The organism is Chryseobacterium sp. SIMBA_038 (assembly GCF_046535115.1).
GTDB lineage: Bacteria > Bacteroidota > Bacteroidia > Flavobacteriales > Weeksellaceae > Chryseobacterium.
Map to the genome: position 1 here is coordinate 224,405 of NZ_JAWRXH010000002.1, position 14,653 is coordinate 239,057.

Sequence of the window (14,653 nt, forward strand, 5' to 3'; positions counted from 1 at the left end):
TTATATTTGCCTTATAAAATTTCCCCTTTATGAAAAAATTTCTACTCATTTTTCTGATACCTTTATGTCAGATATTTTATGCACAAGAAGATTGTGCTACAGCTTTAGCTGTTTGTGGAAACTCAGGGTTTTCCTACACACCTTCCGGATTCGGAACACAGGAGCTTCCAGACGGGAACTGTGGTATTTATGTAGAAAAATACTCTGTTTGGTATAAATTTACAATTGCCACAGCAGGAACTTTAACTTTTGTAATTACCCCTTTAACAACAGCAGCAACAGATTATGACTTTTACGTTTGGGGACCAAATGTGAATTGTGCTACTAAAGGAAACACTATTAGATGCTCGACACCCTACACAAGTGGGGCTACAGGTCTTAATATGACTTCAACAGATTTATATGATGGCGCCGGAACATCCGGTAACGGAGACGAATGGGTAAAATATATGGATGTTTTACCGGGTCAGACATATTATCTTTTGGTAAATAACTATTCGGCAAATACTAACGGATTTTCTTTAACTTGGGGTGGAACAGCTACTTTAGCTTCTCCATTTAATGATCCTGCGCTTACTCCAAACCCATTTATAGCGCCTGGAACGCCTAACGCAAACCCAGCAAATCCAAATGAGGTAATTGTTTGTACAAGTCCTGCAGTTTTTGATTTCAGTACTTTATCAGCGGGTATCGTTAATAACAATCCAAACTTTACAGTAACTTATCATACATCTCAAAATGATGCATTGTCTGGAGCGAGCCCAATTGTAACGCCAATTACGGTTAACACAACCACGACGTACTATTACAGTATCCATTATACGGATCCTACAAACCCGGCTAACCCGATTAACTCCTGTAGGCAAATAGGTACTTTTAAATTTAAACTCGGAAATATTACCGCTAATGATGTTACAATGAATGCTTGTAACAACAATAATTCAGGTATTGCAACATATGATCTAACCTCTACTGCTTTAGCCGTATTGAATGATCCTACTGCAACTCAGAAGTATTATCCTACAATGGCAGATCTTAATGCAGGAACTAATGAGATCACAAACCCTGCGAACTATGCATCTTCAACAGGTGTAGTTTATGTAAAAGTAACAACTCCTCAGGGTTGTGCCGATACAGCTACGATCACATTGAACTTCTTCCCGGTTGTCGTTGTAAATGATGCAACATTGAGAGCTTGTTTTATTGAAGGTAATCCTTCAACAGGTTTATTTAACCTTACCAACGCTTCGGTTACAACACAAGGAGGTATAACTAAAAAATATTATCCATCTTTAACAGATGCAATAAACGGTACAAACGAAATTAACCCTACAACGGCAGCAGCATATACCGCTCCAAATGGTGTAATTTATATTAAAGTAACCAACGGAAACAACTGTTATGCTGTAGCTAAAGTGACTCTAATTGTAATCCCTCCGGTTTATTCTACGGTGTTAAAAGATAAGATCATCTGTATGGAAGACAAGACTACGCTAGATGCAGGTCCTGGATTCAATGCATACGAATGGAGCACGGGAGCGACGACTCAGTCTATTAGCAATGTAGGGGTTGGAACTTATTGGGTGAAATTGAAAACAGGAGACTGTACAGCAATTCAAACGGTTAAAATTTATCCTTCTGAGCAACCTGTAATCTCTACAATTGATATTTCAACTACTACTGTTACAGTATATGTTGTAGCTGGAACTGCTCCATATAAATATTCAATGGACAATATCAACTGGCAGGATTCTAACGTTTTCGCTAATGTACCAAGAGGTAACAATACGGTATATGTAAAAGATTCTTACGATTGTGAGCCTATTCATGTTGAAATTGTTGTTCCAAATCTTATCAACGTAATCACTCCAAACGGAGATGGTGTAAATGATGTGATAGATTATTCTGCATTAGCAAATAAGCAAAATCTTATATTCAACATTTTTGACAGATATGGAACTAAAATCTTCCAGGCTGACAAAACTAATGGTTATAAATGGGACGGTACTACCAATGGTGGTAAAAAAGTTCCTACAGGAAATTACTGGTACTCTGTGACGTGGAATGAGAATGATAAAAAAAGTACTCCTTTCAAATACACAGGATGGGTAATGGTTAAAAACAGAGAATAATTAATAATATATTAAGAAAAACCGCTTTTTCAAGCGGTTTTTTTTACTTCACGAATACTATATTCATATTTTGTTAATATTTTCGTTATTTTTGTTTCATAAAAAGTCAGTTAAAAATGAAAAAATACCTACTTCTTTTAATCTTATTTTTTTCGCAGCTATATTTCTCACAATCGGATTGTATTTCAGCGATCCCGGTATGTGGAAATTCTGATCTATCCTATACTTCTTTAGGTCATGGTGACGTTACGGAAGATCTTATGGGATGTCTTGCATCGGATGAGAACCACTCAGTTTGGTACACATTCACTATTGCAACTTCCGGAACTCTAACTTTCATGATCACACCAAACGTTTATGCAACGGATTATGATTTTGGAGTATATGGCCCGAATCAGACTTGTGGCGCACTAAGCCCTCCTATCAGATGTAACTACGATGGTACAGATGGTCCTACAGGATTAAGCTTAACAATTACACACCCTACTGTAACAGGTAGATTGAGCGGTTTTATGAACGTAGTTGCAGGCGAGACTTACTATCTTGTAGTAGATAACTGGGATGGTAGCACAAACGGATTCTCTTTAACATGGGGAGGAACTGCTACTCTAACTTCTGCATTTACAGACCCCGCATTAACGCCAAATCCTTTTGTACCGCCAGGTGTAGCAGGACCAACTCCAGATGCTCCACGCGAAATCTTGAGATGTGCGCTACCTACTACATTTGATTTTAGTACTTTAACTAATGCTATTCTAAACGGTAATCAAAACTTTACAATCACTTATCATACTACAGGTAATGATGCTGTAACAGGTGACAACCCGATCACAGCTCCAATTACGGTAAACGCAGGAATAATATATTATTACCGAATAAAATATACGGATCCCGCGAACCCCACGAACCCTATTAACGGATGCTTCCAAACAGGAACCTTCAAGTTTGTCCAGGGAAATATTACCGCCCGGGATGCCACAATATATGCCTGTAACAATAATAATGTAGGTACAGGATTATTTAATCTAACAACAGCAGATGTTTATTCAGGTAACGTTACAAAAAAATATTACCCTACGATGGCGGATCTGAATGCTGGGACTAACGAAATTACAAACCCTGCAAACTATACTTCAGCAGAGAAAAAAGTATTTGTAAAAGTAACGACAACAGACGGATGTTCTGATACTGCTGAAATCACATTAAAATTCTATCCTTTAGTAATAGTAACTGAAGCAAGCCTTGAGTCTTGTTATATTGAAACAGCTATCACAACAGCGGTATTCAATTTAACAACTGCAACCGTTTCTACGCTTACAAATCCTCCTAAAAAATTCTACCCAACGTTAGCTAATGCAACAAGCGGAACGAATGAAATAGGAAATCCAACGATTTACATTGCTACAACAGGCTCAGTATATGTAAGAGTTTACAGTGCGGATGGATGTTATTCAATTGCTAAAATCAACCTTAAAGTTTTACCTCCTGTAAAATCAACTGTTTTAAAAGACAAAACAATCTGTCTTGAAGATAAAACAACACTAGATGCAGGTGGAGGATTTGACGGATACGAATGGAGCACAGGAGCAACTACACAATCAATTTCAAATGTAGGAGTTGGTGAATACTGGGTAAAACTGAAAACAGGAAAATGTTATACATTACAAGTAGTACATGTGTATGCAACTCAACAGCCTGTTATCTCAAGCATTGATATCACAAACAATACAATAACAGTAAACACAAACGGTGGAACTGCACCTTTCAAATACTCTTTAGACGGTATCACTTGGCAGGATTCTAACGTATTTTCAGATCTTCCGAGAGGAGAAGTAAAAGTATATGTAAAAGATTTCTACGACTGTAACCCTATCGATGTACAGGTAACTGTTCCTAATCTTCTTAACGCGATTACGCCAAACGGAGATAACAAAAATGATTACATAGATTACTCTGCATTATCTTATAAGAAAAATCTACAGTTTATCGTTTACGACAGATACGGAAACAAGCTTTACACAGCCGATAAAACCAGAGATTATAGATGGGACGGTACAGCAAGCGGTAAGAAAATTCTTACAGGAACTTACTGGTACAGTATCTCTTGGAACGAAAATGACAAAAACAATACTCAGACAAAATACAGTGGATGGGTACTTGTAAAAAACAGAGAATAATTTAATTCTTATACATTTAAAAATCACCTCAATTTTGGGGTGATTTTTTTATTAACACAACCCGCCTTTTATTGATGGTATTTTAAAACAAATCAGACGGAAAATGTTAGTTACTATTTTCAGATTATTTTTGAAATAACCTATCTTTGCACAATGGCGCAGAAAGAAACATTATCATCTCTTACCCACGGAAACTTCGCGAAAGAGTTGTCAATTGCTGATGGAAAAATGCCTCCTAATGCAGTAGATTTTGAAAGATTGGTTATCGGTACTTTTTTAATTGATAAAAAAGGGCTTGACCATTCTATTGACCTTCTTACTCCTGATGTATTTTACGATCCGAGACATCAGGTGATTTTCACGGCCGTTCTAAAATTATACGAAGGAAACCATCCTGTTGACTTAATGACAGTTATTCAGGAACTTAAAAAGGAAGAAAAACTTCTTTTGGCGGGTGGCGATCATTATATTGTAGACCTTACGATGGGAGTCAGCTCCTCTGCGCATATTGAATATCACGTTCGCGTTATTCTTGAAAAATATATTTTAAGAAGTTTAATTAATGTTTCTGCCAACGTAATTGATTCGTCATACAAAGAATCTACCGACGTTTTTGAACTTTTAGATAAAGCAGAACAGTCGTTCTTTGAGATCACCAACGGAACCATCAAAAAAGGTTTCGACACGGCAAACTCATTAGTAAAACAAGCAATTGAAACCATTAAATCCCTAAAAGACAAAGAAGGAATCTCCGGAGTACCTTCAGGATTTAGAGACATAGATAAAGAAACTGGGGGTTGGCAAAATTCCGACCTTATAATTATTGCTGCCCGTCCCGCGATGGGAAAAACAGCATTTCTACTTTCGATGGCGAGAAATATTGCTGTTGGACACAAAATCCCGATGGTACTTTTCTCTCTGGAGATGGCATCTGTACAGTTGATCACCAGGATGATCGCCTCTGAAACAAGAATTTCATCCGAAAAATTAAGAAAAGGAACGCTGGACGACGAAGAATGGCAAAGACTTTTCTCCAACGTTTCCGAGCTGGAAAATGCTCCACTTTTTATCGATGAAACGCCTTCCCTTTCGATATTCGATTTCCGTGCAAAATGCCGAAGATTGGTAATGCAGCATGATGTAAAGCTAATCATGGTCGATTATCTCCAGCTGATGACAGCCGGTGGTGGCGGAAAAGGAGGCGGAAACCGTGAACAGGAAATTTCCATGATCTCACGTTCACTAAAAGCGATAGCAAAAGAATTGAATGTTCCCGTAATTGCACTTTCACAGCTTTCAAGAAGTGTGGAAACACGCCCCGGAAAAAGACCTCAACTTTCAGATCTAAGGGAATCCGGAGCGATTGAGCAGGATGCGGATATCGTGTCATTTATCTTTAGACCGGAATATTACAAAATTACCGTTTGGGATAATGATGAAGAAGGACAGGAAACGACAACAGAAAATCAGGCCGAGCTTATTATTGCAAAACACAGAAATGGTGCTACAGCAGACGTAAGATTATCTTTCTTAAAGCATTTTGCGAAATTTGGAGATATTGAACACGCAACCGGTGGAGGTTTCCCTTCTGATTTCGGTACACCTGAACCAAGTGGTTTTGATAAAATTAAAACGACCATTCAACCCGGTGCAGCATTTGATTTACCGGATAGTTCTAAACTTTCAGGTTCTTCGATGAATGATTTTGATGATGAAGATGATTTTCCTTTTTAATTTTTAAGGATAATTTTAAATAATAAAATTTAAATATAAACAGATCCTTCGACTTCGCTCAGGATGACAACGCTACAAAATGACAGTTAGTATTAAAGATATCATCCTGAGCGAAGTCGAAGGATCTCAATTATATAAATCAATACATCTTTTATCACTTCTAAGTTTAATATTAAGTTTAAACAATTCAATAAAATTTTGAGAATAGAAATATATACAGACGGTGCCTGCAGTGGAAATCCCGGAAAAGGAGGATACGGAATCGTTATGCGCGTACCTGAAAAAAATTATCAGAAAACTTTCTCAAAAGGCTTTCGTAAAACAACCAACAACAGAATGGAACTTCTTGCTGTAATTACGGCATTGGAAAAATTAAAATCTCCGGATAACGACATTCATGTTTTTACAGACAGCAAATATGTATCTGATGCCATCAACCAAAACTGGATCGCAGGATGGATAAAAAGAGGCTGGAAAAACGTAAAAAACCCGGATCTCTGGAAAAAATTCATTGAACTTTACAATACCCACAAACCTAAAATGCACTGGATTAAAGGGCATGCAGGACATTTTGAAAATGAATTATGTGATAAATTAGCTGTTGCAGCCGCCGCTTCAGGTAACCTTGAGGTTGATGCCTATTTCGAATCACTTGAAAACAATTCTCTTTTTTAATTTAATTTTAATGAATCTAAATTTAAGTTAACAACATTAATTATTTCGCCATTCAAATTAGTTTTTATTACAAAATAATCATTATTTTCTGTAAGATTAACATTGAATACATATTTATTGATTAGGATTTAATATCTTTACGCGTCTAATTTAAAGTGCGTTACTAAATGATAAGAAAACTACTCGCTTATTCCACTATTGTTTTTTCCAGCTTTTTCGGAAAAGCTTCCGCTCAAACGTATCAGCTCACAGGAAATCCTATTACTACAACGGGATGGACAATGGTTTCTCCCACACAAGTAAATACTGATTTTATTCAGCTTACCCCGGATACAAATAACCAATCAGGATCTATAAGACTGAACGATCCAATCAACTTGAAATACTGTGATAAATGGAGGGTTGAATTTGATTTCAGAATGGATTCCAACCAAACAGCCAATGGAGATGGTATTGCATTTTGGTACCTGGCAAATCCGCCTGTAGCAAGTGTACTGGGTTCCGGTCTTGGAGTTTCACAAAACGCAGTTGGATTAATTGTAGGATTTGATACCTACAACAATACAACTACAGCCGTAATGAGCAAAGTTCACGTTGCATACGGACAGGTTGCCAATACAACCGACAATAACAACGTAGAATTCTTCAATGTTGCAGGAAGTTCTTTCCACTCCCCGGATCTGAATACTACTTTACCATTTCAGGGAACAACTTACAAACATGTTGAAGTTACCGCTGAAGTAAACTCCTCCTCTCCTACCGGTTGGACGATCAAGATTACAATTGATGGAACTATCATTTGTAATCAACCTTTTGTTCCTTCGGGTGCAGCAGCTGCAATGACGATCGGATATTTCGGATTTTCCGCTTCAACAGGAGGAAACAGATCAAGACATTCTATTAAAAATGTAAAAATTTATACTGATAAAGTTCCAATTCTACAGCCAACTGTTACTCAATCTTTTTGCCCTAACCCGGCAACAGGATCCGCAACTGTGAATTTGACTTCATATAACAATCAGTTTGTTGCTACTCCAGCTAACTACACTTTTACTTATTATGTATTAGGAAGTTCAACTCCAATTGCTAACCCGGCAGCATATCAATATAATGCCAATACAACAATAACAGTTGTTGTAAAAGATAACGCAGGAATACTGTGTGATAATGCCGACGGTAAGATACAGTTGTCACTTTCGCCATTCAGCGCAAATAATGTGACACTTACAGAGTGTAATAATAACAATATTGGGTCTGCAACATTCAACCTCACAACAGCGAATGTAACCGGTGTTCTTGGAGTCACCAAAAAGTACTACAAAACAATGGCAGATCTCAACGCGGGAATCAATGAGATCACCAATCCTTCAGCATATACTTCCGGAGCAGGAGTTGTTTTTGTAAAAGTAACAACCCCACAAGGATGTACTGGCTCAGCACAAATCACACTAGCCTTCCACCCGCTTGTTGTTGTAACTGATGCTACTTTACGCTCTTGTTTTATTGAAACTGCGCCAACTACAGCAGTGTTTAATTTAACAACAGCAAATGTTACAGCTCTTGGAGGTACTACAAAAAAATACTACCTGACATTAGCAGATGCAACAGCAGGAACCAACGAAATTGTAAATCCTACAACATATATTTCGGCTAACGCAACGATATATGTAAAAGTAACAACTACAGCAAACGGCTGTTTCAGTTTTGCGAAAATAAATCTTGTTGTTTTAACTCCGGTTACATCATCAGTTTTAAAAGATAAGATCATATGTATTGATGCTAAAACTACTCTTGATGCAGGAGCCGGTTTTGACGGATACGAATGGAGCACCGGAGCGACAACTCAAACCATCACCAATGTTCCTGTAGGAATTTATTGGGTAAAATTAAAAACCGGAAGCTGTATCACAACTCAAATTGTAAAAGTAAACCCTTCTGCACAGCCTGTAATTTCAAGCATTGATATTAATAACAATACAATCACGGTAAATGTAAACGGAGGAACTCCACCTTACAAATACTCTCTTGATGGAATCACTTGGCAAGACTCTAATTATTTCGAAAACCTTGCAAGAGGAGAAGTAAAAGTTTACGTCAAAGATTTCTACAATTGTGAGCCTATTCAGGTACAGATCACGGTTCCTAATTTAATTAATGCCATTACTCCAAACGGAGATAACATTAATGATTTTATTGATTACTCTGCGCTTGCATACAAGAAAAATCTAGTGTTTACAGTATTCGACAGATATGGAAACAAACTTTTCCAAGCTGATAAAATCAAAAATTACAGATGGGACGGCACAGCTTTCGGCAAGAAAATAGTTACAGCCACTTACTGGTACACTATCTCTTGGAATGAAAACGATAAAAACAATACTCAAACAAAATATTCTGGCTGGGTACTTGTAAAAAATAGAGAATAATATATTTAAAACTCACTCCATAATCGGAGTGAGTTTTTTATGAATTATACTTCTATCCATCAAGCCAATCTCAATTTGAGAATTTCATTGTTTGTATTCTTAATCATAATTATGTTTTTGATTATATAAATCAACATTCATTACAATTTCATTAAATTAAATTACATAATTAACATTTTTAGAATATTAAATAATAGAAATTCAATATATTTACAACATTAATAGCCTAACCAACTTGCTTCAAATGAAAAAAACTTTACTCACTTATTTTTACATCATTTTACTCTGCTTGTCTGGAAAAATGTTTTCACAGACTTATCAGCTTACAGGAAACCCTATAGTAACCACAGGATGGGACTTGGTCTCAAGTGCAAACATCGCTGGTGGTGATTTTGTACAACTCACCGCAGATACGGGAGGCCTTTATGGCGCAATAAAACTGGCCTCTCCTATAAATTTGAAATATTGCGATAAATGGAAAGTGGAATTCGATTTCAGGATCGACGGAAACGGAACTACTGCATTCGGAAGAGGAGACGGATTTACATTCTGGTATCTTGCGAATCCTCCGGCAGGGTTTGTATCAGGAGGAGGACTTGGAATTCCTGCAAATGCCAATGGACTTATGGTAGGTTTTGACATTTTTAACAATACTACTGAAGGGCAAATGAGTAAAGTTCACGTTTTATACGGAACAAACAATGGCCTTAATAATAATATTGAATATAATAATACTCCTGGAAGTACTTTCCATTCTCCAGATCTTATCACAACTCAACCGTTTGTAGGTCCTACTTACAAACATGTTGAAGTAAATGGAGAAACCGATCCTGCCAACCCAGCAAACTGGCTTATCAAGATCAGAATTGATGGCGTATTAATCACTGATCAATCGTTTGCACCATCAGGAGGAGCAATAGGGATGACAACCGGATATTTCGGATTTTCAGCAGCAACAGGAGGCGCCAGTGCAAGACACTCAATCAAAAATGCAAAAATTTTCATCGATAAAGTTCCTATTTTAACAAATACGATCACTCCTTTTGTATGCGTAAACCCTGCAACAGGAACAGGAACTGTAGATTTAACATCATACAACACTCAATTTGTAGCAAATCCTGCCAATTACATCATCACCTATTTTGGACCTGGCGGAGTACCTATTACCAACCCAACCAACTTTCCATATTCAGGAAGCACAACAATAACGGTAGTGGTTAAAGATCCATCATCTACATTATGTGATAACGGAGATGGAGTTATTAAATTAAATCCAACCCCTTTCGCTGCAGTTGACGTAACATTAACCGGGTGTAACAACAACAATGCCGGTGTAGCAATATTTGACCTTACAACAGCCGCCGTAACAACAGTCACAGGAGTAACAAAAAAATTCTACCCAACATTGGCAGACCTTAACGCAGGAACTAACGAAATTCTAAACCCAACTACTTATTCTTCTGCTCCAGGTTTTATCTATGTAAAAGTAACGACTCCTCAAGGTTGCGTTTCTAATGCAAAAATTACATTGAACCATTTCGCCGTTGTAACAGTGAATGATGCAACACTGAGAGCTTGTTTCATTGAAACAAATCCTTCAACAGGATTATTTAACCTTACGAATGCTTCTGTAACGACATTAGGAGGAATTACTAAAAAATATTATCCGTCTTTAGCTGATGCACAAAACGGAACAAATGAAATCCCGGCCACAGCGGCAGCGGCATATACAGCTCCAAATGGTGTAGTTTACATTAAAGTAACAAACGGAAACGGATGTTATGCGATTGCAAAAGTCACATTAATTGTAATTGCTCCGGTTTATTCAGCTGTTTTGAAGGATAAAACAATTTGTATGGAAGACAAAACTACCCTAGACGCAGGACCTGGATTTAGTTCTTACCAATGGAGTACGGGTGCTACAACTCAATCTATCAGCAATGTAGGAGTTGGAACGTATTGGGTGAAAATTAAAACAGGAGATTGTATAGCAACTCAAAAAGTAACAATTTTCCCTGCAGAACAGCCTGTTATCACAAATGTTGATATTTCAACTACAACAATCACCATTAATGTGATGGGAGGAACTCCAGCTTATCAATATTCAATGGATAATATTAACTGGCAGGATTCTAACATATTTAAAAATGTACCGAGAGGCGACAATAAAGTATATGTAAAAGATGCTTACGATTGCGAACCTATCGATATTACGATTGTTGTTCCTAATATTATCAATGTAATCACTCCAAACGGAGACGGAATAAACGACGCTATTGATTATTCTGCATTAGCTAATAAGAAAAACCTTGTATTTAATGTATTCGACAGATACGGAGCCAAGATTCACCAAGGTGACAAGTCTACAAGATACAGATGGGACGGAACTATAGCTGGAAGAAAAGTTCCTACAGGAAGCTACTGGTATTCTGTAACATGGAATGAAAATGACAAGAAAAATACACCTTTCAAATACTCAGGATGGGTATTGGTTAAGAATAGAGATTAATATAATAACATTTCAGATAGTAAAAGAATCACTTCACTTTTTTTGGAGTGATTCTTTTATAACATAATTAAAGTTGATAATTTAAACCAAACCATCCTTTTTAATAATTATTTTAACGCTTCACCATTAACCTGATTAAAACATATAAAAAAGACTAAAAATCAAAATTATAAACATTAAAAATTAATTATATTTACAAAACAAATAATCTAATGTAAAATGAAAAAACCTATACTTTTTTATTTATTTATCATTCTACTTTCCCTCCCAATAAAAATTCTTTCACAAACTTATCAACTTGCAGGAAATCCTGTAAACACAACGGGATGGACAATGGTAGCGCCTACAGTTGTGAATACTGACTTTGTTCAGCTTACTCCGGACACCAACGACAAGTCTGGTTCTATACGCCTAAACGATCCAATTAACTTAAAATATTGTGACAAATGGAGAGTAGAATTCGACTTTAGAATGGATTCAAACCAAACCTACAACGGTGACGGAATAGCATTCTGGTATTTAGCCAATCCACCCATTGCAAGTGTATTGGGATCAGGAATCGGAGTTTCTCAAAACGCAATAGGTTTCATTACGGCTTTTGACACTTACAATAATGCTACAGGAAGTTCAGGAATGAGTAAAGTACATGTCGCTTACGGACAGGTTGCCAACACTTTAGACACCAATAATTCTGAATTCTTCAATGTTCCGGGAAGCTCTTTTCACTCGCCGGATCTCAACGCAACATTACCATTTCAGGGAACAACTTATAAACATGTTGAAGTGAGCGGAGAAGTAGACCCAGCCGCTCCGGCCAGCTGGATTGTAAAAATAAGTATTAATGGTACATTGATCGTCAATCAATCTTTTGCTCCTTCAGGTGCAGCAGCAGCAATGACTGTGGGATATTTTGGATTTTCAGCTTCTACAGGAGGTGCAAGATCAAGACATTCTATTAAAAATGTAAAAGTTTATGTAGATAAAATTCCTCTTTTACAAACCGCAATTACTAAGACTCTCTGCCCAGACTTAGCAGGAATGTCAAGCATTGATTTAACATCATTAAACCCGCAGTTTACAGCAAACCCTAATAACTACAACTTTACATATTATATTACAGGAAGCGGAACTCCAATTCCCAATCCTACCAATTTTCAATATAATTCAACCACTAATATTTCTGTTGTTATAAAAGATCCAACATCAGTATTGTGTGATAATAATGATGCAACGGTAGTCTTAAAAGTTGCTCCAACCGTCACAGTTAACGATGCAACGTTGAGAGCCTGTTTCATTGAAACAAATCCTGCAACAGGTTTATTTAACCTTACTAATGCTTCTGTAACATCAACACCAGGAACTACTAAAAAGTATTATCCATCTTTAACGGATGCACAAAATGGAACAAATGAAATTAACTCTACAGCAGCAGCGACTTATATTGCTCCAACTGGTGTTGTCTACATACGAGTAACCAATTCAGATGGCTGTTTTTCAATTGCCAAAGTAAATTTAATTGTACTCGCTCCGGTTTATTCAACTGCTTTGAAGGACAAAACAATTTGTATTGAAGACAAAACTACACTAGACGCAGGTCCTGGATTCGGTGCTTACGAATGGAGCACAGGAGCAATAACACCATCCATTAATAATGTTAGTGTTGGAACGTATTGGGTAAAACTAAAAACAGGAGACTGTACTGCAATTCAGACTGTGAAAGTTTATCCTTCAGAGCAACCGGTAATTACAAGTGTTGATATTTCAAGCAATGATGTAACAGTACATGCAATGGGCGGAAGTGCTCCTTACAAATACTCAATGGATAATATCAACTGGCAGGATTCAAATGAATTTAAGGATGTTCCAAGAGGAGATAATAAAATTTATATAAAAGACGCTTACGATTGTGAGCCTATTGATATCACGATTGTTGTTCCCAATATCATCAACGTAATTACTCCAAACGGAGACGGAATAAATGATGCTATTGATTATTCATCTCTTGCAAGCAAACAAAATCTTGTATTTAATGTATTCGACAGATACGGAGCTAAGATTCATCAAGGTGACAAATCCACAAGATACAGATGGGACGGAACCATCGCAGGAAGAAAAGTTTCTACAGGAAGCTACTGGTATTCTGTAACATGGAACGAAAATGACAGGAAAAATACACCAATTAAATATTCAGGTTGGGTACTGGTTAAGAATAGAGATTAATACAATATCCATTTCAAATAATAAAAGAATCACTTCAATTTTTTTGGAGTGATTCTTTTTTGCATAATTTAGTACGAGATATTTCGTTTTAAGCTTATTTTATTCACATCCAATTCCTAAATTTGTCATATGAATTATTTGGAAGCTTTAAGCAGAAGATATTCTGTAAAGAAATTCAACCACGAAATTATTCCTCAGGAAACTCTTCACAACATTCTTGAGTCAGGAAAGCTGTCTGCAAGTTCGCTAGGCCTTCAACCCTACAAAATTACAGTGGTTGAAAGTGAAGAAATGAAGCAAAAATTAATTCCGGCATTTTATAATCCATCACAAATATCTACATGCTCTCATCTTATTGTCATTATTTCAAAAAAGACAATTGGAGAAAGCTATATTCAAGGTTATTTTAATCATATTTCTGAAGTAAGAGATGTTCCGCTAGCGAACCTCGACCTTTTCAAAAACAGTATCAATCAACATATTACTCAAAAAAACAACGATGAAATTTTCAATTGGGCAGAAAAACAGTCTTATATAGTTTTGGCTAACTTAATGTACGCTGCAGCTATAGAAAATGTTGACACCTGTCCTATGGAAGGCTACCGTCAGGATCTGATTGAAGAAATTCTAAACATCGATCCCGAAACAGAAAAAGTGACTGTCACTCTGGCTTTAGGCTACCGTTCTGAGGAAGATCATTTCCAACACATGAAAAAAGTAAGAAAACCAAACGAAAAATTGTTTAAATTTATTTAATTATTTAGACGATTGTACTTAAAG

At 36.6% G+C, this 14,653-nt stretch carries 8 protein-coding genes; all 8 read left to right on the plus strand.

Annotation, left to right across the window (positions count from 1 at the left end):
- Positions 1-29 precede the first annotated feature (29 nt).
- Positions 30-2,132, plus strand: a complete 2,103-nt coding sequence (locus tag SB689_RS07195; protein WP_410691458.1) for a gliding motility-associated C-terminal domain-containing protein — start codon at positions 30-32, stop codon at positions 2,130-2,132.
- A 116-nt stretch (positions 2,133-2,248) separates the two neighbouring features.
- Positions 2,249-4,309: a T9SS type B sorting domain-containing protein gene (locus tag SB689_RS07200; protein ID WP_410691459.1), complete on the plus strand. Its 2,061-nt coding sequence runs from the start codon at positions 2,249-2,251 to the stop codon at positions 4,307-4,309.
- 153 nt (positions 4,310-4,462) lie between these two features.
- Positions 4,463-6,043 (plus strand): replicative DNA helicase, encoded by a 1,581-nt coding sequence (dnaB, locus tag SB689_RS07205; protein ID WP_410691460.1) that lies wholly within the window; start codon positions 4,463-4,465, stop codon positions 6,041-6,043.
- 198 nt (positions 6,044-6,241) lie between these two features.
- A complete protein-coding gene (rnhA, locus tag SB689_RS07210) occupies positions 6,242-6,718 on the plus strand; it encodes a ribonuclease HI (protein WP_410691461.1) in 477 nt (158 codons plus the stop codon).
- Positions 6,719-6,885: 167 nt separating this feature from the next.
- A complete protein-coding gene (locus tag SB689_RS07215; RefSeq protein WP_410691462.1) occupies positions 6,886-9,144 on the plus strand; it encodes a lectin-like domain-containing protein in 2,259 nt (752 codons plus the stop codon).
- A 244-nt stretch (positions 9,145-9,388) separates the two neighbouring features.
- A complete protein-coding gene (locus SB689_RS07220) occupies positions 9,389-11,653 on the plus strand; it encodes a T9SS type B sorting domain-containing protein (RefSeq protein ID WP_410691463.1) in 2,265 nt (754 codons plus the stop codon).
- A 219-nt stretch (positions 11,654-11,872) separates the two neighbouring features.
- Entirely contained in the window at positions 11,873-13,873 is a 2,001-nt protein-coding gene (locus tag SB689_RS07225) for a T9SS type B sorting domain-containing protein (protein WP_410691464.1), read from the plus strand.
- 129 nt (positions 13,874-14,002) lie between these two features.
- Positions 14,003-14,629 carry an NAD(P)H-dependent oxidoreductase gene (locus SB689_RS07230; RefSeq protein ID WP_410691465.1) on the plus strand — a complete coding sequence of 209 codons (627 nt, stop codon included), beginning with the start codon at positions 14,003-14,005 and terminating at the stop codon, positions 14,627-14,629.
- The last annotated feature ends 24 nt before the right edge of the window (positions 14,630-14,653 follow it).